Source organism: Paenibacillus silagei, from assembly GCF_017874735.1.
Classification (GTDB): Bacteria; Bacillota; Bacilli; order Paenibacillales; family Paenibacillaceae; genus Paenibacillus_AQ; species Paenibacillus_AQ silagei.
Window position 1 is genome coordinate 116,984 of record NZ_JAGGLV010000015.1, and the last position, 25,126, is coordinate 142,109.

Annotated in this window: 23 protein-coding genes; 19 read left to right on the forward strand and 4 right to left on the reverse strand. The window is 51.5% G+C overall.

The features are described 5' to 3' along the window. The first annotated feature begins 8 nt into the window (after nt 1-8). From J2Z70_RS21185 to J2Z70_RS21195, 3 genes are read left to right on the forward strand one after another with little or no spacing between them, the layout of a single operon-like run. Complete coding sequence (locus J2Z70_RS21185) at nt 9-1,004, forward strand: TadE/TadG family type IV pilus assembly protein (protein ID WP_245368402.1); 996 nt, start codon at nt 9-11, stop codon at nt 1,002-1,004. A 25-nt stretch (nt 1,005-1,029) separates the two neighbouring features. Further along, nucleotides 1,030-1,539, forward strand: coding sequence for an A24 family peptidase (locus J2Z70_RS21190; protein WP_209876510.1), 510 nt, complete (start codon nt 1,030-1,032; stop codon nt 1,537-1,539). Between the two features lie 38 nt (nt 1,540-1,577). Next, nucleotides 1,578-3,290, forward strand: a complete 1,713-nt coding sequence (locus J2Z70_RS21195; RefSeq protein ID WP_245368403.1) for a DUF6382 and FHA domain-containing protein — start codon at nt 1,578-1,580, stop codon at nt 3,288-3,290. A 42-nt stretch (nt 3,291-3,332) separates the two neighbouring features. Here the strand turns inward: J2Z70_RS21195 and J2Z70_RS21200 are convergent, their stop codons facing one another. Continuing rightward, nucleotides 3,333-4,235, reverse strand: a complete 903-nt coding sequence (locus J2Z70_RS21200) for a TIGR01777 family oxidoreductase (protein WP_209876512.1) — start codon at nt 4,233-4,235, stop codon at nt 3,333-3,335. A 22-nt stretch (nt 4,236-4,257) separates the two neighbouring features. Continuing rightward, nucleotides 4,258-4,722 (reverse strand): DUF2621 family protein, encoded by a 465-nt coding sequence (locus J2Z70_RS21205; RefSeq protein WP_209876640.1) that lies wholly within the window; start codon nt 4,720-4,722, stop codon nt 4,258-4,260. 172 nt (nt 4,723-4,894) lie between these two features. Between J2Z70_RS21205 and J2Z70_RS21210 the strand changes: the two genes are divergently transcribed. The 14 genes from J2Z70_RS21210 (at nt 4,895) to J2Z70_RS21275 (ending at nt 20,844) form a co-directional block, all read left to right on the forward strand. Continuing rightward, nucleotides 4,895-6,022, forward strand: a complete 1,128-nt coding sequence (locus J2Z70_RS21210) for a deoxyribonuclease IV (RefSeq protein ID WP_036727528.1) — start codon at nt 4,895-4,897, stop codon at nt 6,020-6,022. Nucleotides 6,023-6,067: 45 nt separating this feature from the next. After that, nucleotides 6,068-6,964 carry a formyltetrahydrofolate deformylase gene (purU, locus tag J2Z70_RS21215; RefSeq protein ID WP_076082422.1) on the forward strand — a complete coding sequence of 299 codons (897 nt, stop codon included), beginning with the start codon at nt 6,068-6,070 and terminating at the stop codon, nt 6,962-6,964. A gap of 274 nt (nt 6,965-7,238) precedes the next feature. Beyond that, the gene (locus J2Z70_RS21220; protein WP_209876514.1) at nt 7,239-8,021 is read left to right on the forward strand and encodes a CpaB family protein; all 783 of its coding nucleotides are present in this window, start codon (nt 7,239-7,241) and stop codon (nt 8,019-8,021) included. 30 nt (nt 8,022-8,051) lie between these two features. Further along, nucleotides 8,052-9,116 (forward strand): hypothetical protein, encoded by a 1,065-nt coding sequence (locus J2Z70_RS21225; protein ID WP_209876516.1) that lies wholly within the window; start codon nt 8,052-8,054, stop codon nt 9,114-9,116. Then, on the forward strand, nt 9,113-10,687 hold the full coding sequence (locus J2Z70_RS21230; protein ID WP_209876518.1) for a P-loop NTPase family protein: 1,575 nt from the start codon (nt 9,113-9,115) through the stop codon (nt 10,685-10,687). Before J2Z70_RS21225 ends, J2Z70_RS21230 begins: the two co-directional genes overlap by 4 nt. 15 nt (nt 10,688-10,702) lie before the next feature. Next, a complete protein-coding gene (locus tag J2Z70_RS21235; RefSeq protein WP_209876520.1) occupies nt 10,703-11,740 on the forward strand; it encodes a hypothetical protein in 1,038 nt (345 codons plus the stop codon). Nucleotides 11,741-11,769: 29 nt separating this feature from the next. Then, nucleotides 11,770-12,621 carry a hypothetical protein gene (locus J2Z70_RS21240; RefSeq protein ID WP_209876522.1) on the forward strand — a complete coding sequence of 284 codons (852 nt, stop codon included), beginning with the start codon at nt 11,770-11,772 and terminating at the stop codon, nt 12,619-12,621. Between the two features lie 100 nt (nt 12,622-12,721). Continuing rightward, nucleotides 12,722-12,931, forward strand: a complete 210-nt coding sequence (locus tag J2Z70_RS21245; protein WP_036727541.1) for a hypothetical protein — start codon at nt 12,722-12,724, stop codon at nt 12,929-12,931. A gap of 5 nt (nt 12,932-12,936) precedes the next feature. Then, a complete protein-coding gene (locus J2Z70_RS21250) occupies nt 12,937-13,080 on the forward strand; it encodes a hypothetical protein (protein WP_155991580.1) in 144 nt (47 codons plus the stop codon). Between the two features lie 15 nt (nt 13,081-13,095). Beyond that, nucleotides 13,096-13,476, forward strand: coding sequence for a hypothetical protein (locus tag J2Z70_RS21255; RefSeq protein WP_036727543.1), 381 nt, complete (start codon nt 13,096-13,098; stop codon nt 13,474-13,476). Nucleotides 13,477-13,496: 20 nt separating this feature from the next. Beyond that, the gene (locus J2Z70_RS21260) at nt 13,497-13,994 is read left to right on the forward strand and encodes a hypothetical protein (protein ID WP_209876524.1); all 498 of its coding nucleotides are present in this window, start codon (nt 13,497-13,499) and stop codon (nt 13,992-13,994) included. A gap of 73 nt (nt 13,995-14,067) precedes the next feature. Continuing rightward, nucleotides 14,068-14,673 carry a hypothetical protein gene (locus tag J2Z70_RS21265; protein WP_209876526.1) on the forward strand — a complete coding sequence of 202 codons (606 nt, stop codon included), beginning with the start codon at nt 14,068-14,070 and terminating at the stop codon, nt 14,671-14,673. 710 nt (nt 14,674-15,383) lie between these two features. Next, nucleotides 15,384-16,952, forward strand: coding sequence for a hypothetical protein (locus J2Z70_RS21270; protein ID WP_209876528.1), 1,569 nt, complete (start codon nt 15,384-15,386; stop codon nt 16,950-16,952). A gap of 16 nt (nt 16,953-16,968) precedes the next feature. Beyond that, nucleotides 16,969-20,844, forward strand: a complete 3,876-nt coding sequence (locus tag J2Z70_RS21275) for a hypothetical protein (protein ID WP_209876530.1) — start codon at nt 16,969-16,971, stop codon at nt 20,842-20,844. 78 nt (nt 20,845-20,922) lie between these two features. On the opposite strand, the gene J2Z70_RS21280 is transcribed toward J2Z70_RS21275, so the two are convergent. Beyond that, complete coding sequence (locus tag J2Z70_RS21280; RefSeq protein WP_209876532.1) at nt 20,923-21,567, reverse strand: hypothetical protein; 645 nt, start codon at nt 21,565-21,567, stop codon at nt 20,923-20,925. A gap of 317 nt (nt 21,568-21,884) precedes the next feature. On the opposite strand from J2Z70_RS21280, the gene tkt reads away from it, so the two are divergent. Continuing rightward, complete coding sequence (tkt, locus tag J2Z70_RS21285) at nt 21,885-23,933, forward strand: transketolase (protein ID WP_209876534.1); 2,049 nt, start codon at nt 21,885-21,887, stop codon at nt 23,931-23,933. A gap of 35 nt (nt 23,934-23,968) precedes the next feature. Beyond that, on the forward strand, nt 23,969-24,286 hold the full coding sequence (gene ppnP, locus J2Z70_RS21290; RefSeq protein WP_209876536.1) for a pyrimidine/purine nucleoside phosphorylase: 318 nt from the start codon (nt 23,969-23,971) through the stop codon (nt 24,284-24,286). An 81-nt stretch (nt 24,287-24,367) separates the two neighbouring features. Here the strand turns inward: ppnP and J2Z70_RS21295 are convergent, their stop codons facing one another. After that, entirely contained in the window at nt 24,368-25,102 is a 735-nt protein-coding gene (locus J2Z70_RS21295; RefSeq protein ID WP_209876538.1) for an ABC transporter permease, read from the reverse strand. Between the last annotated feature and the right edge of the window lie 24 nt (nt 25,103-25,126).

Genomic DNA, 25,126 nt, shown 5'->3' on the forward strand with positions numbered 1-25,126 from the left:
AGGGTAGAATGAAGCGGTGGCTGAGGAAATCGCCGGACCCTAAGGATGAAGGCAGCATGGTTGTGGAGGCAGCACTGATTCTGCCTGTGTTCCTGCTATTTGTCCTGTTCCTCATCTTCATTATCCAAATGACCTTGTATTCAACAGCGCTGCAGAGTACGGCTTCTGACACTGTCAAAATAATCTCAACCCATATGTATCCGGCAGCTCTGGCCATGCAGCAGCAGGGCGGAGGTGGGGAGGAAGCCGGAGAAGCAGGTGAGGCTGAGCACTCAGATAATGCGGACTCCTCCACCATCTGGAGCATACCGCGCCTGTCGATAACGGAATGGAGTGAGGATTACGTGGAGAAGCTTCCGCAGCCGATGGAATCCTGGGTAAAGGCTGTGGTCCGGGAGGGAGAAGGGCCGCTGCAGAAGGTGCAGGCGGGAGCATCCGAGGCCGCGCTGGATCTGGTGCTTAAACCGATGCTCCGGCCATACCTATCATCGGACTGGCTTGAATATAGCAGAATTCATGTATCCAATGTCACTGTGCCCGATCTGAGGCAAGGGACGCATCCATATTTCGGCATGGTAGTCAGCTATGAGCTGCCAATGCGAGTCCCGTTCCTGAATGAAAAAATCGTGCTGGAGGCCAGCGCAGTTGAACGCTTATGGGTCGGCAACACCGATTCAACCGGGGAAGGAAATCCGGCTGAACCTGCTGAGGCTGAGGAGACCGGAACCATTATGATCCTGGAGAAACCGAATCCGGGAGTAGCGAATCACCAGGGCATTATCAAGGTGAAGGTGCCTCCCGGGGCATCGGCCAATCTGTCGATCTTTTACAAGAGCGGTCAGAGTACCGCCAAGTATCTGGGCTGGAAGCAGGCGGATGAGCACGGGTACATCGAATGGGAATGGAAGATCGGCGTGAATACTACGCCGGGTACCTGGCCCTTCGTGGTTAGTCTGGCTGATGGAGCTACGCTTCAGGCGACTTTTACAGTGGTGAACAAATAAAAGAGTAGAGAAAAGAGGAGCACGGATGACGGAATGGGCGTTATGGGGCTGCCTGCCGTTCCTGACAGCAGCATTATTCACAGATATACGCTGGATGAGAATTCCTAACTGGATTACACTGCCTGCGCTGATTGGCGGACTGCTACTGCAGTTGATTATCAATGGCTGGCAGGGGCTGCTGTTTTCACTTTGCGGCAGCGTAGCAGGCTTCCTGCTACTGCTGATTATGTATTTTATCGGGGCGGTGGGGGCTGGCGATGTGAAGCTCTTTGCGGCTATCGGCGCTTGGACAGGAGTGCTTTTCTCGCTTCAGGTTATTGTCTATTCGGTGCTCTTGGGGGCAGTCGTAGGCTGGATCATCATTCTCTACAGGAGGGAGACAGGACGCAGGCTGCGCAGCATGATAAGCAGAACAGCGGGTTTCCTGCTGCTTCGTAATATGAGTCTCGTCAAGGGCCGGGAGGGAGAGTTGCTTCGGTTTCCTTTTATGCTGGCCGTGTTCCCGGGCTTCATCTGTGCTTATATTTATTTCTGACTTGGAGCTTATTGTTGACAGCTTAGGAGGTGAAGGGATTGTTTGGACTAGAACGTGATTTCATCCAGCAGGATGGAATAACGATGCTGTTGGGCAGATCCGGGGGTCTGAGCGAAGGAGAGCTAAATATGGTGCAGGCCCGGATGCTGATGACCAGCGGGATACCGCATCATTTACGGCTGCTGCTCAGAGAAATAGATCTGCAGGTCACACTGGAATATACGGTAGCAAGACGTAAAATGCTTGGAGCTCTGCTTAAAAGCGGGAAGCTGAGCATGACGGAATTTTTCGGGCTGATGCTGCAGATCGCTGCCGGGATGGAGGAGGGGCAGCTGTATATGCTGCGTACAGAGCAGTATGCACTTCATGAGGATTTTATCTTTATCGAAGGTCCGCTCAGCAGCGGCAAGGTCTTCCTGACTTATATTCCGTTGGAACTCACAGAGCCTGCACAGAAGCCGGGAGAAGCCTTGAAATCGCTGATCATGGTCTTCATGGGAGCCATCCAGGAGCTATCGGGTGACGGGATACAGCGGTTGCTGCAATATTGCGGGGAAGAAGCCTTTAGTTCAGCGGGGCTGAAGGAACTGCTCGCAGAAATGCTGACGGAGGTTACACCCCATAAGGACCATGTTGAACGAAATGAGCCTGCACATCTAAGTCCTATGGCTGGCGCAGGCACCTCTGCCGCCGTACCAGGAACGAGGATAGACTGGGCGCAGCCTCAGGCTCGCAGACTGGAAGAACCGGGAAGGGAGAGGTCCGCAGCCGCAGCGTTCTCCCGAATACATGGAGATAAGGAAGCGCAGCCTTCCGGTTCGATGCTTAATCCCACGCCTTGGATGGGTGCTTCACCACCGTTGAAGCGAAAGGATGGATTATCAGGGGTTCAGACAACAATGGATGCAACACTTGGACCTGTTCAGGCTGAGGACAAGCAGAGTCCTTACAGGACATATACATTGCTGGGGGCATTATTAGGTGATGCGTTACTATGGAAGTTTCTCTATCTTAATGACCCCGGGACACTCTGGCTGGCAGTTTGTGCTGCGGTAACTCTGATACTTGCGGCTGTATGCTGGCTGGTATGGAGTGGAAGGCTGGCTTGGGGCGAAGCAGAGGAAGACTTGGATGATCTGGGGGAGGGGCCAGAGGATTATAACAGTACAGCCCGGAGCCGTAAGCTGAGGAGCGACATGGAATGGGATTTCAGCAGGAATCCGGTAAATCAGCATCGTCCTCCTGTACCGGTCTACACTCCTCAGCAACAAGAAGCAACTGTGGGGGGGCACGGATTCACAGCTACACCGGCTGGCAGACAACACGCTCCGCCGGGGATAGCCGCCAGTAGTCCGCAGAAGAAGGAAGCGGCGATGGCTACAGCGCTGCTGACCCGGGAACCTGTTCAGGCTACAGGCAGCAGTCTTCCCCAGGCCGGAAGGACAGTGCCTTATCTGGAAAGAAGTGACCCGGATGACGGGGGAGCTCCCGAACGAATTGAGCTGAACCGGCCAAGCTTCATTATTGGACGCTCCTCTGAAGTGGCTCAGTACATTGAGAAATCGGAGGGGGCTTCACGGGTCCATGCTGAAATCTCCAGAGCCTCAGGAGGATACATTCTGAAGGATCTGGATTCCAGGAACGGGACACTGCTTGCAGGTGAAGCTATGGTTCCCTACAAAGAATACCCGCTGACCGAAGGCAGCGTGTTCACCATTGTTAAGGGTACCTATACCTTTCGCACAGCTTAGCAGAGGTAGATGTGATGAATGGAATGGTGCGTTTGCAGTAGCCTACTGGGATTTCAGTTGCTCCAGTGCAGGCTGTAGCGTGGGATAGTTGAAGGTGAATCCGTGATTAATTGCTTTGGAAGGAAGCACACGCTGGCCTTCCAGCAGAATCTCGGACAGCTCGCCTACAGCAGTTTTTAGCAGAAACGCCGGAAGGGGGAACCAATGCGGGCGATGGTAGACCTTGCCGATCATCCGTCCGAACTGTTCATTAGTGACCGGCTGTGGAGCTGTGGCATTAACGGGACCCTCGATCTCGGGCTGAAGAATGCAGAATTCGATCAGGCGCACAATGTCTGTAAGGTGAATCCAGGACATCCACTGCTTACCGGTGCCGATTTTGCCGCCGAAGCCAAGCGAATAAGGCAGCTTCATTTTGGGAAAAGCACCGCTCTCATTGCCAAGCACAACCCCGGTGCGCAGCTTGACCAGACGGATACCGGCATAGGCTTCATCCGCAGCCTCCTCCCAGGTCTTGACCACCTCGGAAGGGAAATCGACAACCCGGGTCTCGGAAGCTTCGGTATAGGTATCCTGCACCGACGTACCATAAATGGCGACTGCTGAGGACTGGACGATCACGCTTGGCTTATGCTGGAGTGAATTCAGCAGCTTCCCGGCAGCGGCAACGGTTTCAAGACGCGATTCCATAATCGCCTGCTTCCCCTTAGGGGTCCAGCGCTGGCTAAGCGAAGCTCCGGCAAGATTAATCAGCGCATCTGCGCCTTCTGCCGCTTCGGGATTGGCGGCCAGGCTGTCCCAGGTGAGATAGCTAAGCCCCGGATGATCCAGCTTGTTCTCGGGGTTCTTGCGCCCGACACTGATGATCTGATGTCCGCTCTGCAGCCAATATCCGGTAAGCTCGCTGCCGATGAATCCGCTGCCTCCGCAAATGATATATTTCATAGGGGTTGCTCCTTAATATGCTTTATTTGACCAGATGCTTGTAAGGCGCGTAGTCAATGCCGTTCTTCTCCAGGAAGGTGATCAGGAACCTGTTGTCACGCCGGGGCGTAGCAATAATGTACCCTTGGATACAGTGCTCACGGGTAACCTCAGTTGCATGACTCTCTACAGCCAGCTTGCCGATCTCAGCGGCGATAGAGTGCTTGGCAATATCGCGGAACGGGCTAGGCACCGGCTGTACAAGCTGGTCCAGAAAAGCCTTCATCTCGTCGCTCCACAGCGGACGGCTGCGTTCCACCCAGTAGTTCTGCCAGTCCAGCTTGGATTTGCCGTCAGCCTTGGGCAGTACCTTCAGAAATTTGCGGAACATAAAATAGCCGCCGATGCACATGCTGCCCAGCAGTAAAAAAGTCCAAAATGCGATGGAGTTCATAAACCAGTTGCTTGGAGATGTGGATAATAAGCTTGAGGGTAAATGGAAATGCATGAATACACCGCCTTTGACAATGATGATTGTCACTTTCCTTTTGCTCCTCTTGAGTATAGCGTATTTCCTTAGGTTTGCGAAGCGGAAGCGGCCTTTCGGGGCTTGCCTAGATTTATTCTCCCGATCACGGTAGAATAAGGGTTAATTCGTGAAGGAAAGAGGGAAATTAAGCATGCTGAAAATAGGTTCACATGTGTCCTGCGCGGACAAGGGTCTCCTGAGCGCGGCCAATGAAGCAAATGAGTACGGATCTACCTCGTTTATGATATATACGGGAGCGCCGCAAAATACGCGCCGGAAGCCGATTGAATCGATGTTCCCCGAGGAAGGCAAACAGAAGATGCGGGAGAATGGCGTCGGCGAGATTGTGGTTCACGCCCCTTATATTATTAACCTGGGCTCCTACAAGGAAAATACCTATCAGCTGGCAGTAGATTTCCTGCAGGAGGAGATCCGCCGGACCCATGCGCTTGAGGTCAAGCATATTGTCCTGCATCCGGGTGCATTCACTGATAAGGATGCTGATTACGGCATTCAGCGCATTGCAGACGGCCTGAATGAGGTGCTGGGCGGTACGAATGAGACCGATGTGCATATCGCACTGGAGACGATGGCTGGTAAAGGCACAGAGATCGGCCGCACCTTCGAGGAGCTTGCCTCCATTATAGATAAGGTCGAATTTAATCAGCGGCTATCGATCTGTCTGGATACCTGTCATATTCATGATGCCGGATACGATATCGTGAACGATCTGGATGGGGTGCTGAAGAAGTTCGATGATACCATCGGCCTGGAGCGGCTCGGCGTGATCCATCTTAATGACAGCAAGAACCCGCGCGGAGCGGGCAAAGACCGTCATACACCGATTGGCTCTGGCTACCTAGGATTCGAGACGATCAACAATGTAGTCCAGCATGAAGCCCTCGCAGGTCTGCCGTTTATTCTGGAGACGCCTTGGATTGGCAAGGACGCCAAGAAGCTCCGTCCCATGTATGAAGTAGAAATCGCCCTGCTGCGCGGCAATGTCGCTGAACGCTTCGGTGCGGAATTCCTGCAGGAGCTGGAAGAGCTGCATGCCTTTTTTGCCAAGCAGGAGCTGGATTCGCGCCGTTATGTGCTGGATGTGTGGGAGCTGCTCAAGAATGATGCCAAGGCCAAAAAAGCAGATCCCCGTGAACCGCTGGAACGTCTCTATGATCAAGTCATAGCTGCCGGATTATTCCCTCAGCTTAGTGAGGAAGCCGTTAATCACCGGCTGATCGCCTGGCTTGCAGGCAAACAGCTGCTCGTGAAGGCATAGACCCGCAGAGATAACGTAAGCAGATGAGAGGATGAACGGAGAACTATGGAATTACATGTGAAGAGAGAGCATTCAACAGGCAGACCTTATCCCGACCGGGCGCGTATGCTCATATCTTGTCCTGACGGACCGGGGATTGTAGCGGCGGTATCGCATTTCTTGTATCAGCATGGCGCGAACATCGTGCAGTCGGACCAGTATACGATGGACCCGGACGGCGGAATGTTCTTCATGCGAGTAGAGTTTGACCTGCCTAAGCTGGATGAGCGGCTGGAAGAGGTACGTAACATCTTCGGCGGTGTTGCCGAACGCTTCAAGATGAACTGGCAGATCTTCAAGGTAAGCCATAAGAAGCGGCTGGCGATCTTCGTCTCCAAGGAGGACCATTGTCTGGTGGAGCTGCTCTGGCAGTGGCAGGCGGGCGACCTGGATGCAGATATCGCGCTTGTGGTCAGTAACCACACCGATATGCAGGCTTATGTGGAATCCTTTGGTATTCCGTTCCATCATATTCCGGTCACCGCAGAGACGAAGGCTGAAGCTGAAGCGCGTCAACTGGAGGTTATCGGTGAAGATATCGATGTGATCATACTGGCCCGCTACATGCAGATTATCTCCCCTTCATTCATTGAGCATTACCGGCACCGGATCATCAATATCCATCATTCGTTCCTGCCCGCTTTCGTCGGCGGTAAGCCATACGCCCAGGCCTATCAGCGCGGAGTCAAGATCATCGGGGCGACTGCCCATTACGTGACCGAGGAGCTTGATGGCGGACCGATTATCGAGCAGGACGTTCAGCGGGTCAGCCACAGCGATGATGTGAATGAGCTGAAGCGCATTGGACGTACGATTGAGCGGGTGGTTCTGGCCCGTGCTGTCAAATGGCATATTGAGGACAGAATCCTCGTGCATCACAACAAAACAGTAGTATTTAATTAATAAGCTAATCTTGCCGTAACCATTACAACCACTCCGGTAAAAGTCAGCAACCCAGCTTAACGCAGGGGATATAGAACATCGTTCTGGCCTGGCTTTTACCGGCATTTATCTTCAGCGGGAGCTTCCCGCAGCCTCAGGCTTCACACCCTCACAAGGATAATCTAATACACTTCTCAACTACTAAGGTAAAAAAGCATTTTACCGGCATTTTGGACATAAGCGCCAAGATGTATTTTGCTATGTGCAGAAATCACATTCAAAGGGGGTAAAGGGCTTGTCAACAAAGCACGGACGTTTATTAAAACGCAATTATTTCTTCGCCGGACTCATCCTGCTCATCGGCTTCGGCGGACTGCTCGGCTATGATCTCTACTTCAAGCCTTATGTACTGTCACAGACCGTCGTCAAAATCAAGGTGGACGGCGGGGGCTTCCTGCCGAAGAATCATGAGCTGACAGCGGAGAATCTCTATCTGGATTCCGTACAGACCAAAGACATCCCGGCAGGGGTCGTCCGTAGTCTGGAGCAGGTGGAACAGAGGATTACGAATGTTAATCTGACGGATGGCAGCATTCTGACCGAGTCGCTGGTGGATGTAAGCGAACTGGAGCCGCAGCAGGATGAAGGTATTTTCCCGATTCCCAAAGACGCCATCTATGCCATCAACGGTTCTCTCCGCAGCAGGGATAAGGTAGATATCTATCTGGTCGAAGGAGACTCACCCGCAAAAGAACGGAGAGGATACAGTCCGGCTGCTGCTGCATCTGTAACTACTCCCGGAGGGGAAAAGGCCACAGACGCTTCCTCCCTGTTGGAAGGAGAGGTTCCGCCCGAGGTACCTGCACGCAAAGTATTCTTAAGCGGAGTGACCGTAAACTACGTGCGTACGGAAGATAACAACGATGTACTCGACTCGGAGAAAGGCAACAACAATAACCGCTTTACTTCCACCGGGAAGGTGGCAGCCCCGGAATTGAAGCTGAAGAAGAGTGACGGTGAGCTCCTGGGAGCTTATCTCGAGCAGGGCAAGAAGCTATGGATTGTCCGGGTAGAGTAGGCGTGGACAGAAGGGAAGGGGGAATGAGACTTGAGAATATTCAGTCTGGGCATAGATCAGCTGACGATCAATGAGATTAAGCTGGCAGGCTTCACCGTTATTGCCCAAAGTGTGCTGCCGGAGCCAGAACATGCCGGAGGGCATCTGTTAATGGTAACGAGCGAGCAGGTGCCGGTAGCGGAATTAAGAGAGCTGAGAGGGAGGTATCCGGACTCTTCGATTTTGTACATCTATCTGCAAAAAGGGGTGCGGGGTTACCAGGCTATACATATGCAGTGTGAGAGTCTGGGTATATTTTTCGTGCCCCCGCGTTCAACCTCAGCAGCTATCATCGATAAACTGCGCTATATGCTCGAAGATGAGCATAAGGAGAGCGGTAATGTGGTAGGCTTTTTCGGCTCGGGGCCAGGTATTGGCTGCACGAGTATTGCCAAGCTGTTCGCCAGGAGGATTGCCGCTTCAGGGCTGCGGGTGATTATGCTGGGTCTCGACCTGTACGATCCGGGCTATGACCGGAAGACGGCGGTTAGTCTGGACAGGCTGCGGCCGCGGATTACCGGTAAAATGCTGCATGATGAGGATTTCAGCGCGCTGGTGAAGCAGGAAGGCTATGCCTATCTGCCCGGGAACTTCGATTATCTAAGCGCCCAGGATTATCAGGAGGAGGAGATCGAATATCTGCTGGCGAGAGCAAGTGAAAGTGCCGATGTGGTGATTGCGGATTTCGGGTCGATTCCTGAGAGCGCCGCGTGGTATGTGGGGATGCAGAAGTCGGTGCTGCGCATGATCGTTACACACCCGCGGCATGAACACAGGCTGCAGCCCCTGATGGAGCTGGCCGGACATATGGACCTGCATCCGCAGGACTTCCAGTGGATAATTAACCGCAGCAATGTGGAGGAGCTAACATCACCGAAGAGCCTGGCTCTGCGTTTTGGCAGCGAGCTTCTGCTGGAGCTTCCGTATTATCCATCTTTTCCAGAGAGCCTGCCGCTGGGCAAAAAAGAGCTTCAGCAAGTGGACGATAAGGTCCATGCATTGCTTGTATCATTGGGCCTCGCCCAGGAAACCCGCAAGAAGGGGATATTTCAATGATGAACAACAAGGATGACAGCTTGCCGTTGCAGGAGAAGCGGGTGCTGTCCGGATGGGCTCCGCTGGACCCTGAACAGGGCAGGAGACAGGAGCAGCGGGGCGAGAGCTTACAAGCAGTGCCTGGACGCGTGGACGGAACGCAGAGCAGACGGCTATTCTCACTGAAGCAGAGCGTACTGCGTACCAGCAAGCCCGGCAAAGAGGACTTCTACAGCTTCCTGCACACCATGAAAAGTGAAATGAACGCCGGGCTGGAGCGTGAGGATGATGGCTATTTCGAACTGAATGCGAAGGCGCTGGTTGGTGATCCGCAGGCGGTCAGCTTTTTCATGAACGAGATTGAGAAATATCTGCGCCGGACCCCGTTTACCGGAAAAGTGCCGGAGGCTTACCGCACAGCCGCTGAAGCGCTGTTTCATGAATGGAAGGGCTTCGGCCCCGCCTACCGCTGGTTCACAGACCGGGCCTATAGCGAATCCACCGGACTGCAGATGATCGGGCGGCAAATTTTTTATAACCATCAGGGGAGGTTTGTGGCGTATCCCTATGAGATGCCTTCGCTGGACCGGGTGGAGCAGCTTAAGCGTTCTCTCCTCAAGAGTGATCCCGGCAAGAAGCTGAACAAGGATAATCCTTCCGTTGAATTCAAAATGGATGATCCTCTCTGGCCCGGCCGATTCATTCGTCTGGCTATCTGGGTCTCCCCGCGGGTCTGGGAGGGCTTCACTACCATCTCGCTGCGGCGGCAGGTCGTTGAATTTCTGGATCTGGATGATCAGGCCGGCACGGAATGTATTCCTGCGGAAGCGATTGATCTGATTCGTGCGCTTACCGGGACGTTTCGCAACACGATTATCGCGGGGGCCGTAGGCTCGGGTAAAACCACTTTTGCCAACACGATTGTCGGCGAGCAGCTGCTCGGCTCCTCTTCCTGTATGGGCGTTGTGATGATCGAGAAGCATCCGGAGTCGATTTTACCGTATCAGATCAAAGGCCACCGGATCATTCCCATTCAGGCTTCCAATGAGGAATTGATGGAGGTCGGTGTGGAATCGCTGCGGCATGACCCGAACATTTTGTACATGACAGAAATGAGATATAACGAGTGGGAATTCTATCTGTGGAGTGGAGAGAAGGGCTATGACGGCATTACGGGCACCTTTCATACCGTAGATTCAGAGGATATTCCTTATCAGGGGGCGTTTGCTGTATCTACACGGATCGGCGGCAGCCTGAAGGGACATTTAATCTCGGCACTGAAATCTTGTGAGCTGGTGTTCATTCTGGAGAGTATCCCGGATGGGAAGAAACGGCTGGCACGGATCTCCGAGGTCTTTTATGAAGAGGCCAGTAATTCAGTCTTCGCCAATGATCTGATGCGCTGGGAACCGGAGCAGGCGGGCTGGACCTATAATGACAAGCTGACCCAGGCGCTGATCGATAAGATGAAGAAAAAGAATGCCAGAGCGGCACGGATGCTGCTGCAGGAGCTTGGACATCTCGCTGCGCAGAAGCCGATGACTGACCCGCTGAAGGAAAGTCTGAAGTCCAAAATCGTTTTGAATGAATGAGAGGAGGGAGTGCCTGTGGAGCTGCTGTTCTATATCATCCAGTTTGTGCTTCACCTGCTCGTTGCAGGCGGACTCTGGCTGCTGGTCAAGCCGCTGATTGAGCGGCATCTATGGCAGTGGGGGCAAAAGCTGGATCTGCGGATGAGCTTGTTCGGCCACAAGGTCAGCAGCGCGAAGAGGAAAATGTGGCTGTACCGCCATCTGGATGATCTGCTGTATTTTGCCCATAAGCGATACGAGCCGGGCATCAGTGTGCTGCGCTTCGTCACCCGTTCGGGGATGCTGTTCCTCGGTGTATTCCTATCGAGTCTGCTGACTCTTAAAGAGCTGCCGGGGCAGATGAGCTTCAGCAATCCTTTTCTGGAAGGCATGGTGTTGAATGATGGCGCACCTGTGGCGAATGCCTGGCGGCTTCCGCTGTTCCTGGCGGTTCTCTCGGCCTGTATTCCTTATCTGCGGATGAGATATACCTACGCCCAGCGCAAAGTGCGGGGAAGTTACGATCTGCTCGATGTGATCAAAATCGCTACCAAATTCACGCATTTGTCTGCGGATTCCATTTTGTCCAAGACCAGTGACTTGCTGCCGGGGGAGAATGTGTTGAAGACGCCCTTGAGGCTGCTGGGGGCAGCGTTCGCTGGCTATAGCAATGAACGGGAGCTGAACGAGGAAGCCGGGCGTTTTGCCGGAGCGATTGGCACGACGTTTGCCGTAGAATTCGTATCGGACCTGCTCTATTGCGAGAAGGAAGGCACCCGTTATCTCAAAAGCTCGCTCATGACGCTTAACCGCTCCATGGAGCTGCAACGGGAGACTATTCTGACGGTGAAGGCCAGCAGCAGAGATGCAATCAGCCTGGGACTGTACGGTAATCTGATTGTGCTGGTGTCTTCTGTGGGAACGTTCATGTACATGCTGAAGCCGGATGTGTATTTCAAATTGCAGTTCGAGACAACAATTGGACTTACATTTATGATGGTGATTCTTACGGGCCTTTTCATCTCGTTCATGATCAGTACCATCCTCGCCAGACCCAGACTGGACTACCATTAAGGTGATGAATGATGGATAGATTACTTCTTTTGATAGCTGTAACAGGTATTGTGTATCTTGCCTTACTGGTCTTTGTCAGCAGCAGCAGCCGTCAGCAGCGGTATGTGCTCCGTCTGGGCCAGCAGTGGAAGGCTTTCGGGGAACGTGTGCACAATGAGCGGCTGCAGCAATTGCTCAATCAGAGCGGACTCTCTATATCAGCAGCCAAAATCACCCTGTTCCGATATGCGGCGGCTTTCCTCTATCTGCTGGCCCAGGTAACGGGAGACTTCGTACGATCAGAGCCACTGTCAATATACGATCCTCTGATTGCTCTGCTGATTCTCGTAATTACCAGCCCGCAGCGGGTGCTGCCGTTCGGTTGGGTGCTGAGCTGGCTGCATCAGAAGACACTGATTCAAAAAGACGGGGAGCTGATCTCCTTCATCCGTCTCTATGAGAACAACCGTCTGCGCAAACGGGGATATGTGGAATTTGGCGCCTTCTGCGCCGGGACGGCCAACCATTTCAGTTACATCCGCCAGGATCTGTATGAGCTGTCGGAGCGGGCGGTGGATGAGGGGACGGAGCGGGCCATTGAATGGTTTTGCAGCAAATTCCCGGAGAACCACATGTTTATCAACGATATCCGTTCGATTCTGCTTGCGACAGAAGGGATGGATGATGACCATGAAGCAGCGAAGTATCTGCAGGAGCAGGGCAAAATTATTACCAAAATCTCAAGTGACCAATATCTGAAGAAGTGGTCCTTTATCGGGGATATTTCCACGATCATCAATGTCATTCCGTCGATCGCCACCTTTCTGATGATTGTGTCGCTGGCGATGCAGTACATTATGCTGATCAAAGGGAATTTTAACGGCGTAGGGATGTTCCAATGACGAGTTCAGGCAGGCTGATAGCAAGAAAAAGAACCAAATGAAATTTTTGTTATATTCAAGAATCATTTTAAAATATACAATCAAAAGGGAGATATTAACAATGAAAAAAGACGCTATTTCTACTGGTTTGTTTATCGCAATCGGGTTCCTGTGTGTGGCTATTGTAATTGCTGTATTGATTCCTGTAGTACGGGACGTAATCGATAAAGCGGATGACAACAGACCTGAAATCCCGAAGGTTAGTCTGGTTCAGCCTGCAGATTCTGTGGAAGCAGCAGTAACGTACACAATCGCTGGCCCTTTGGTTTAACAGAAATGAAGAAGGACTCGATTTCCGTCGCGCTGTTTCTGGCTATTGGCTTTGTGATTGCCGGAATTTTTATCGCTGGGGCTACAAGCATTATCGGCGGCAGCCAGGATGATATTATTACCCATGTCAAAGCTGTCGAGAAGTATTAAAAGGAGGCGCTGCGCTTGAAGGCAACCGTCCTCCGGGCCTTGTTCATGTGGCTGGTGCTGTTCATTATCCTGCAGCCGATCTTTACGTACATCGATTATTTGCTCGACCTGCAGGTCAAAGCCAACACCTCGTATATCACGCAAAAGGCAGCGACAGAAGGGATGGTCACTGCCTCCATGAAGGCTGAGGTCATCTCTAACCTGAAGGCTGTAGGATTTCCCGAAGGCTCGATTAAGATCACCAGCGGAACAGAAGTGATCCTTGAACGCAAACAGCGGATTGATGTGTACGTAACCGCACCGCGGGTGAACCTGTTCCCCTACAATTTCTCCGGTGTATCCCAGCCGGCACAGTACTATGGACATGGCTCGATCATGAGTGAATATCTCGATTAATTAAGGGATGAAGCTAACCTATGGATTATATTATCAAGCTCGCCTTTGTCCTGTTGATCTTTATTTATTCCTGGTTTTTTCAGATTCAGAACCAGGAATGGGACCAGGTGCGCAACATGCTTAAGGATGCCAATAATATGGCCGTCCATGACGCATCTCAGGAGTTGGACGAACCAGCGAAGGCCCAAGGCCGTCTGGTCATTGATCCCGCTGAGGCTTATACCACCTTCCGCCACACCTTGCAGAGTAATCTGGGACTGGATGACGGCTTATCCCCCTTGGCGGGGAGCCGGCTTCAGGCTCAAGTGAAGATCGTCAAGTTCGACATCGTGGATGAATCTACGGGCGATACTTTTCCGCTGCTCTATGAGGACAGTACTTACGGTATCACCAAATACATACAAGGTCCTTCGGTTATTGCGGTTATCCAAACGCAGCACCCGGTGCTGATCTCCAGAAGCAAAGTTCAAGAGGCGATCACGGTACCGGCGGTTCAGGAGTATAAGATGAATCGATGAAGTATCCGGCAGGGTAATCCTGCACCGAGGCGAGCCTTAGCAGGTCGTACAAACTACTAAAGGAGAGATTTAGATGAAAAAGATAATGATGAAAACAATGTTAGCAACTGCACTGTTAGCAGGTTCGATTTCAGGTCAAGTAGGATCTGCACATGCGACAGCTGCAAAACCGACGGCAGCACCTATTATGAGGGACAACCTGTCTAAGTATGGATTGGTGAAGGATGTGGAGCTGCCGGTGACAGTTACGGCTGGGGGGCTTAGTTATACGCTGGAGAAGATTATGATCTTTGATTCCAAGTCGAAGGATGCTCAGGCGCTGGCTAAGAAGTATGACTATGCCATTAACGATGCTCAGTATTTTGTATGGACAAAGATTACCGTTGAGAATAAGAGCGGGAATCTTGTTCAACAAAATGTTAAAGACTTAAGTGAAAAATGGGCTCTTAATTTTGGTGACCTCGCAAAAGGAGAAGCTTTCGCTGCTATGCCTAAGGCTAGTTACTATAAACCAAATAGCAAAGAAGCATTGTGGGATTGGAGTTTGAAGCCAGGAGAAAAACTCAATACTTACCAAGGGTACCTATATACTGGAGAAATTAATTACTTTAAAATTCGGTTAATAAATAAAAATAAAACTTCTAACTCAGTATATGTTGTGGAACCTAGAGGAAATTGAAGATGAGAAAAAAGAAACTATGGGTTTCGGCTCTTATTGTCATTGCTTGCTTGGTACTAATGCCTAATGCGATCTATTCTGCAGAGACTGGTACGAAGCAGGGCAGTGTTAGTGTACCAGTCACGACAGGCTTAACCGGTTCGAATAATAGTGCTAAAACGTTCTATCTCGATCTGCCGAGCGGGGTCGCTGCTTCTGCGATTAAGTCCGGTACACTCAAATACAATGGTACCAATAGTGTTGTAGGAGTATTAACGCTTGAAAATGGTAAGATCAAGGTTACGTTGAAGGGTACTGTGAAGGACGAAACATTTAATGTAACAGGGACATCTGGCGGTTTTGAAGATCCTTTTAAGAGTACACCCGGTAACTCTATCTGGCGATATGCGGACGGCCGACGTTGGCAGATTAATGACTACAAGGAGGATAAGGGTGTTAACGAAAGTTATAATAGGAATGCAACAGATCACTCCATGCCTTCAAACGATCCGCCTAAAACGACTGTATCCACGAAATCAGATCCAGTAAATCCAAACCAAGCAACCTGGTACCGAAATGCTATGAACCAAGTACCGTTTAGCAGTGTCATACAATCAAGTATTAAACTCGATCCAAAAGATCTTATTGGATACAAAGGCACAACGGCAGTAAAAAATGGTCGGTTTGTTGTTACGTACCAAGTACCCTCCCCTCAACAAAGACCTGAACAAGTGTCTGATAGTTTTCCTAAAGGGCAGTGGGTGGAAGGCAGACTGTATTATGTAACAATTCCATATTTTTTTACCGCTGAAGCCAAAGTCACATCCTACAGCTACGCCGGTTCGGTCACCTTTGATTATTCCCCACCCGACCAAGCTACGCTAAACGGAACGGCCACGCTGGAGAAGCCAAGTCCGAACCCGATCAAGCTGGAGGGCAGCAAGGTCGATGTGAAGATCGACGTTAAAGGCGAACTGCTGGGTTACACAAATTCCTCTAACATCGAAGAATGGGTATTCTATGCCAAGGAAAAAGACGGTTCAGCGAAGGCTGATATGAAGAAAGAATACGGAAAAATGCTCACCGCATCGAAAAGCTTTGACTTCCAGATCCCGGCCAGCCGGGTGACCAGTGACAGCTTCAAACAGGAATACGCGCTGACGGTAATCATTCGGTTCAAGAATCCGGTCATTACGAAGACCGGGACGATAACGTCCCTGGAGCAGAAAATGGAAGTCTCGGCCGGGGTGTACAAGAAGGACAATCCGGTCAGCTATCCCTCCGTACCGAGCAAGCCGACCAAGCCGGAGGGCAAGCCACCCATTGCCCGAATTAGCGCACCCAAGTACGTTAAAGCCGGTTCAGACATGATGGTATATGGAGGAAATTCCTCCGACCCGGACGGGTATATCACCGATTATGCCTGGGGAACTCCTGGAGCAGAAGGCGGAATTGAAAATACGGCCAGAGGTTATGTCTGGTACACACGGGATAAGGTCGGACAGACATTCCCCATCAGTCTTACCGTCGTTGATAATGACGGGCTGATCGGGAGCACCAGCACGGAAGTGACTGTCATTGAACCGATTCCATCCGCAACATTGGAGATCACCGGATCGCTGAAGCAGAACCGGAAAACCACGCTCACCAACAGCAGTACAAGTCCAACACGGTTCCCGATCATTAAGTCGAAAACTCAGGTCACGATCAGCGCAGTCAGCGGCGGGACCCATGCAGATATCAAGTATAGCGGCAGTCTGGCCGAGCTGGAGAGCAAGGACGTACTCTTCCGGAAGCCAGGCAAATACAAAGCGAATATTCATGTTGAGAATACAGCCGGCTATGGTGCAGATGGGGAAATCACGTTCGATATTGCACCGGATGAAGTCCCAAGTGTGTATTTTGACGTTACCCAAAAAATGTATCGGGACCCGGAGAAGGGGAATAGAGCGATCATCCAAATTACGGACAGATCCTTTTCCACAGACAAGGATACCCTGAACCGGCGGATCTGGGAGTATCGGTACGACTCCAATAATGACGGTCGGTTTACCGATGAGAATTGGCAGATCTTCAATAATGGAAATGAGATTAATCCTAAGCTGGAATTGACTCAGGTGGGGAGATACGAGATCCGGTTGACGGTCTTTGAAGAGTTTGGTCAACCGACCATTGAGGATTACGTGACGGAGGCGGACCGGCGTTCTGCAGATTCGTATACCGATCCGATCAAACAAGCGCTGGTGGAGCGGACGGTAGAAATAGATAACCGCGCGCCAGAAGTCGATTGGGACTTGTAGGGGAGGAAGGCAGACATTGAAGAGATTCAAGAGAAGTATCATTTTGCTTATGGCCTACTTGCTGCTCATTCCCGCACTGCCGCAGCCAGTTGTCGAAATGACGAGACTGGCCAGTACGGTGCAGGCGGCAGAGGACAATTTCATTTATTACCGGGATATTGTCTTTGAAGCTGGGCGAGGGGGACATGCCAATCAGGATGATAAGGTTGTCATTGATTTCCCTGCTCTGAAGGTAACCAATCTTAAATTTAATAAAACGACCAAAAGAATGACCTATGATATTGTTCCAGGCTCTAACTTGCATGTCACCTATACAACGGGGAGGCCTGATTGGGGCGGATATACGGAGCCCATGGAAATCGAAATGTGTAGTTCCATTTATACCAAAGAGGCGTACCAGTATGAATTAAACAGAAATGCTTATGGTGATGATAATAACTGGAGCTGTAATGATCCTAGAACACCTGACTTTTATGGTCAGTATTATAACTGGTCAGCAGATTGGGGAAAGTTACACACCAATGCAGTAGCATCTCAAGGATATTATATGCCTGCTGTTATTGATGTAGATATGTCCAACATACGGAACTTGATGGCGAACACCTATCCGAATGAGTATGCACAAGGATATAACTATTATCAGCCAAGTGATTATACGCCAGGACTAGATAAAGATCCAGAAATGTTCCGCATTCGAGTGTTGGCTTGGACGAAAACCTATTGGTGGTCGCCGTACATGACTAGAGTAGCTCAATTGATACCCAATTATGCCCCTAGCCTGTCCGTAGGAACAGCGAATGGAATTACGCTGGTTAATGCTCCGGGCCTCAGCGGAATCAACATAGAGGGGTATGTCAGCGATCCAGATAACGAGGACGTTACCGTCACCGCCGAGATCCCTGGTGTCTTCTACAAGAAGATGGTGGTGCCTCAAGCCAAGCTGTCCAAACCATTCAATATCCCACTGGACGTGCTGCAAGACTCGATCCCGCCGGGAACCTACACCGTGAACATCACGGCATCCGACCCTTCGGGAATGACGGCGAAGGCGGCGCTTACGATTAATGTCAAACAGCAGATGAGGAACAAGTCGTTTGTCCTGGTCAATACACCAGTGGAAACAAGGACGAAATTCTTTGACTCGGAGTGGGACCCTAAGCGGGAAGAACGGTACCGGTTCGATCATGACCCGTACTTTTTTGATAATTCGATGGGGATCATTTGGGATTCTGGATTATGGCGAAGTTTACCCTATACGACTTTCCCGTATAGCGGGTCCTACGTGGCCACGTTCCAGGGGCGTGATAATCCCAAGGATGACGACCGGTTCGACGTGTACCGGAAATGGAGCCGGAATAACCTATCTTCGATGACCTTCCATGTGCACCGCAAGCCAATCGCGCTATTCAGTGCCCGGCTGTCAGGCGGATGGCTGCAGATCACGGACAGCTCCTACGATTTGGATCATGTCACCGCCTCCAATAAAGGGATCATGGATTGGCAATGGCAATACAAGAAGACGGAAGGGCAAGTCTGGACCGATGGATATCCGCCGGCACAGCTACCGACCAATGACCAATATGATATCCGGCTAAGAGTGCGGGACATCGATGGCGAGAACGGGGTTGGCGTCTGGAGTGATTGGTCGCAGCAAACGGTAGGGGCGGCCGGCAACCTGCCGCCGGTAGCGCTGTTCACCGTAGAGCCCAACATCGTATCGTACCGTAAGGCGACCACCATCACGGACAAGTCTTTCGACCCGGACAATGATCCACTGGACGTATACAGCTGGACAGTGTTTAAGGATGGTTGGCAGCAGGTATGGAGCCATTGGGGCAATCCAACGGTGCCGCCGAATATCGCTGCCTACGGCGTGGGGACATATCAATTGACGCTTCAGGTCCATGATAACCGCGGCCTATGGTCACAGCCCTACAGCCAAATGGTACAAGTTATAAACCATCCCCCAGCAGCTGCCTTCAATATGCCGGTGGAAGTGTACCGGGATACGGTCATTACCATGGAGAATCTGACACCGGACCCGGATGAGGATGGGGATTGGCTAAGCTATGCATGGAACGCCAGAATAAATAACAGCCCATATTATTACGCTGGGGGTAACCGAAACCAGGTGATGACCATCCGGGACCTGATCGCACGTAGCGGCATATCACAGCAACAAGCCATTTCAGATGGCTGGGAAATGCGCCTGACAGCCTCTGACGGATCGCTTTCCTCGAATGCGACACGTATGTTCAAGGTCCTAAACCATGTGCCTACGGCCGCCATCAATGGTCCTGCAACGGCGTATCAGTTCGATACGAAGCAATACACCTCGTCTGATTTTGATGAAGATCCATCGGACATTGCCAGTCTGCAATATTTTTGGAAGGTAACAGACAGCGACAGCACCACCAAATTATATAAGACGCCGAGCATTGAAATCAGCTTCCCGGAACCGGGGATATACACCCTGGAACATTGGGCAGTGGACCAGATTGGGGCGAAGTCAAATATTGAGTCACTCAAAGTGAATGTAATCAAAAACGAAGCCCCGTCCATGACGATCATTTCTCCTCCGGGTACAACCGCGAGCCCAACGGTCCTGGATGCAGAGAAGCAGGGGGACCCGTTGATTCAGTGGACCTACTCCGATCCGGAGAATGATCCTCAGGAAAAGTACAGGCTTGAATTTTTCACCAAAGAAGGGCTATTGGAGAAAACGGTAGAGAATACAGATGGCAGCGGATCGATTCGTCAGTATCAAGTTCCAAACCCAACATTCAATCGCTTCGAGTACTTCACGGTATTGGGGCGGGCGTATTCCAAGGGCTCCTGGTCCGAGGTATCAAACGAAAAAGCCTTCATCATCGACACTCCGCCCCAGCCGGGGTTCACCCTCATTACGGATACCGGAAAGGATGCCACCAAAGTAGCGATCTACCGGACGGATGTGCTTAATATCAAGAGCACGGCAACAGATGAGGATATTCCGAAAGGAGACACCATAAGTCATCAGTATTTCTTGAAACCGGCGGCTGGTGCAGAGGGGCTTGTGAGCACAGAAGGCGATTTTAACAAAAAGTTTACTTCAAATGGTGTTTTTACGTATCGGCAGCTCGTTACGGACTCCCTGGGACTGTTCAGAGAGCTGTCCCATAGCATTACCGTGTTGAACCGGTTACCCAAGGTCTCAATTACCTATCCGACAAGTGATAGCCCCAACAAGCCAACGATTGCCAGCACGCTGACACCGATCATCAAGTGGGATTACCAGGATGAGGACGGCGATCAGCAGCAGCGCTTCCGGGTACGGATAATTAATCTGGCCACAGGTGCGATTAAGGTGCAGTCCGGTGACCAGGTATCCAGTTCAAAACAATGGAAGGTACCGGATGGAGCCTTAGCAGAGTACGAAAAATATGCTGTAGAAGTTGAGGTCTTCGATGGATTTGAGTGGAGTGTTGTATCCGCAAGAAAGTACTTTATGGTTAACCTGCTTAGCATCAAGGGGGCTGTCCGTCATACAGAGGAGTGGAATGGCAACCGTCAGGCGTACAATCTGAAGCAGAGCGGCTCGCCTGAAAGCCCGCGGGGGTATAGTGTCTATTGGGCTGGCGAGAAATTTGTGCTGCAGGGGACAGCTACCGGACTACCGGATACCGTGCAAGTCACAATGACTGGAGGATACACGGCGGCGCTGAGTCCGACCGGGAGTGATAAGACCTTATGGACGGGTGAACTGGCCGACCCATCGTTCGAACAGCTGCCGGATGGTCCGGTTACTTTTACCTTTACCGCAACTAATGAGTACCAGACCAAGGTGGATACAGTGGCGGTAACGATTCTCGGAGATTGGACAGAATATTATCAGAGCCATCGTGTAAAATAACGCGGGACGCAATCCTTATGCCTTATGTACTACTGTGATTTTGTTTTACTTGGCATCAAGCGGGCGGAGGGTGATCGTTCAGACGATTCCCTCGGTCCGTTCTTCATGCAGCCGCAGTCTAGGAGCCGCAAAATCTGCCGGATTAGTAGCTTGGGGGTTATGTAGACTGGAACCCCGGAGGGCCGCAGAATGACTCCGGTGCATATAGTAAGAGAGTTTGCCGCTGAATATTTTGTGGGCGCACAGGGATGAAGCGAAATCCTCCGGAGTGACGAAGCAGGAGGGCTTGGCTACCGGATGAACAGTAGTTTCCTCCAATACAGAGGCGACGAACTGGGAGCAGAAAAAAGCATTCTCCCGGTCAATCCGGATGTTCAGCAGCACGCCGACCAGACCGAGCAGATGATATTTATAACGCTCCTGATTCTGCATCATGCCCTGGACATGATTGTACATGGTATCATATTCGTCCTCACTGACTCTGAGCTGGTAGATGGCACAGTCTGCACTGTTGTAGAACGGATGGATAAAGTTCTCATGGATCAGTCCGGCGATAAAAGGGTTGTACACTTTTTTCCGGCCGAAGCTGTAGACCTCACGCAGCTCACTGTCAAAAGCAATCGAGGCATGATTCAGCTCCGCTTTGGTGAACCATTTAATAATTCCGCTGAAGGCCGTGCCTGTTCCGGTGAGCACAATATAAATATCTCTGTTTGCAGTCATCTTCTGAATTCCTTTCTGCTGGAAATTATGGATAATCCGGCTAAAATTCCGCTGAGGTACTTCCATCTTACTGTATAAATCCGCTTTGTAAAACAAACTTTAGTCTTAATTAGAAACTAGACTTAAGGCTAAGTTTCCGGATTCCCATCCGTATCTCCAAAAAGAACCTCCTGTAGCACCGTGAATCGGCACAGGCATGCATAGACCCGGCAGAAGCCGCTAAATATAAGCTGCAGCAAAAACAATTGGAAATGCTTCCACTTCCGTGATACAATAATAGTCAAAATGACATTCTTGATTCGAGGAGGATTATTGTAATGACTGAACAAGCAAAAGATCAAGCCATTCATAAAGAAGAAAACTCAACGGTGGACAACCTGGCCATCACTACAATCCGTACACTTGCCATTGATGCCATTGAAAAGGCAAACTCCGGACATCCGGGTATGCCGATGGGCTCCGCACCTATGGGATATCAATTGTTCGCCAAGACGATGAATCATAACCCGGACCACCCGACTTGGGTCAACCGTGACCGCTTCGTGTTGTCTGCCGGACATGGCTCCATGCTCCTTTACAGCCTGCTGCACCTCAGCGGCTATGATCTGCCTATGGAAGAATTGAAGCAGTTCCGCCAATGGGGCAGCTTAACTCCGGGACATCCGGAAGTCGGCCACACTGCCGGTGTAGATGCGACAACCGGTCCGCTTGGACAAGGTATCGGTATGGCTGTAGGTATGGCAATGGCTGAAGCGCAGCTGGGTGCGACTTACAATAAAGATGAACATAACGTGATTGACCATTATACGTACGCCATCTGCGGCGACGGTGATTTGATGGAAGGGATCTCTTCCGAGTCTGCTTCACTTGCCGGACACCTGAAGCTGGGCAAGCTGATTGTAATGTACGATTCGAATGATATCTCCCTAGACGGCAAGCTCAACCTTGCATTCTCCGAGAATGTTGCTAAGCGTTTTGAAGCTTACGGCTGGCAGGTTCTGCGCGTAGAAGACGGTAACGATCTTCCTGCACTGGCTAAGGCTCTTGAAGAGGCTCAAGCAGACAGCAGCAAACCGACGCTGATCGAAGTGAAGACAGTCATCGGCTACGGCAGCCCGAACAAGCAAGGTAAAGGCGGCCACGGCGGTACCCACGGCTCCCCGCTGGGTGCTGATGAAACGAAGCTGACGAAGGAATACTACAAATGGGTATATGAAGAAGATTTCTATGTACCGGATGAAGTCCGTGCCAGCTTCGCTGAAGTGAAGGCCAAAGGAATCGCCGCTAACAAAGCATGGGATGAGAAATTTGCAGCCTACAAAAAAGCATACCCAGAGCTTGCTGCACAGCTCGAAACTGCACTAAGCGGTGAGCTTCCTGCAGGCTGGGATGCTAATCTGCCATTCTATAAAGCAGAAGACAAAGCTGTATCTACCCGTGTGGCTTCCGGTAGTGCACTGAACGGCTTGACTGGCGGTATCCCGCAGCTGGTTGGGGGTTCTGCCGATCTGGAGAGCTCGACCATGACGCACTTGAACGGTCTGTCCCAGTTCACCTCAGAATCCTATGACGGCCGTAACATCTACTTCGGCGTACGTGAATTCGGAATGGCTGCAGCCATGAACGGGATTGCACTGCACACTGGTCTTAAGGTGTTCGGCGGTACGTTCTTCGTCTTCACAGATTACCTGCGTCCGGCTGTCCGTCTGGCTTCCATCATGAAGCTGCCGGTAACCTATGTGCTTACCCATGACAGTATCGCTGTCGGTGAAGACGGTCCTACCCATGAGCCGATTGAACAGCTTGCTTCCCTGCGTATCATTCCGGGTCTTACGGTCATTCGTCCGGCTGATGCCAACGAAACCTCTGCAGCTTGGGCATACGCTATGGAAAATACCGCCAATCCGGTAGCACTGGTCCTGACCCGTCAGAACCTGCCGATCCTGGCTGGAACCGTAGACGGTGTACGCGATAACATCAAACGCGGCGGGTATGTGGTCTCTGATTCCAAGAACGGCACTCCACAGGCACAGATCATTGCTACAGGCTCTGAAGTACAGCTGGCGGTTAAGGCTCAGGCTGCGCTTGCCGAAGAAGGCATTGATGTTCGTGTCATCAGCTTGCCGAGCTGGGATCTGTTCGAGAAGCAGGATAAAGCATACCGCGATTCCGTTATCCTGCCTGAAGTGAAAGCCCGTCTGGCTATCGAAATGGCCCAAACCTTCGGCTGGGAACGTTATACAGGCGACCAGGGCGACATTCTGGGAATCACTACCTTTGGCGCTTCCGCCCCTGGCGACACCGTAATCAGAGAATATGGCTTCACTGTAGAAAATGTAGTCAGCCGCGTAAAAGCGCTGCTATAATAGACGGATCTAACGACAAAGGGGAGAATAAGCACATGAGTCAGTTAACCAACGCGACAATTCAAAAAGCAGCCAACATTTATTACGACGGAAAAGTGACCAGCCGTACAGTTACACTGGAAGACGGCACTAAGGTGACACTCGGCATTATGCTGCCTGGCGTATACGAATTCGGCACCGACGGCCCCGAGACGATGGAGATTCTCTCCGGCAAGCTCAAGGTGCTGCTTCCCGGTACTGAAGTGTGGAAGGACATTGACGGAGCGGAAACCTTCCATGTTCCCGGCAACTCCAAGTTTGCCCTGGAAGTATTCGCATTAACTGATTATTGCTGTTCTTACCCGATTGTGTAAAAGAAAGTGGTAGAAAAAAAGCACCCCTGGAAGATTCATGGTCCCGGGGTGCTTTTTTTGTGTTGTCAGCTTCAGCGGAGTTCAGCTCCCCGTGCTTTTGTAATGTCTCACGCCTATGCGCCATACCAGCAGAGACACTCCGAGGAAGGCAGCTCCAGAGGGAAGCGAGAGGAAGCCCAGCCAGCGGGGATAACCCCAGCCGCAGACGGTGGCCGCCGGATAGAAGCTGATGAACAGCATTGGGAGCACAAAGCTGAACACGGATTTTAGCATTCGCGGCAAATAGGGCTCTGGGCAGCGGGTAATCTGGTAGCTGGCGTTGGTCAGCAGAAAGATCCAGTCCAGCCCTTTGATAGTGAAAAAAGCAAGACCTGAGGTTAGCACGAACACTCCGCAGTACATCAGACAGCCTCCGGCCAGCGCCATCGCCAGAATGCCGAGTCTGCCGGGCGTCAAGGGAACGCCGAGCTGTCCCAGCGCCCAGCCCGCAGCACAGATCCCTGTAAACGGCCGGACCAGCCGGTGCAGATGGAATCTGGAAGCGGCGACCTGCACGAACAGGGACCGCGGGCGGAGCAGCAGCCGGTCGAAATCGCCGGAGCGCAGCAGATGCCACGGGAAATAATCAAAGCCGCGGCATACGCTCTCGGCAAGTCCGAAGGAAGCCACCGCCAACGAGTACACCAGAATGATATGGGCGACGGTCCATTCGCCGATATTGCCAAAGCGGGAGAACAGCAGGACGGTGGCTATGGGATCGGAGATCACCACAGTAAGCACCTGAATCAGCATCAGCCACCAGCCCTTATATTCCATGCCGGACAGCAGATGCATCCGCAA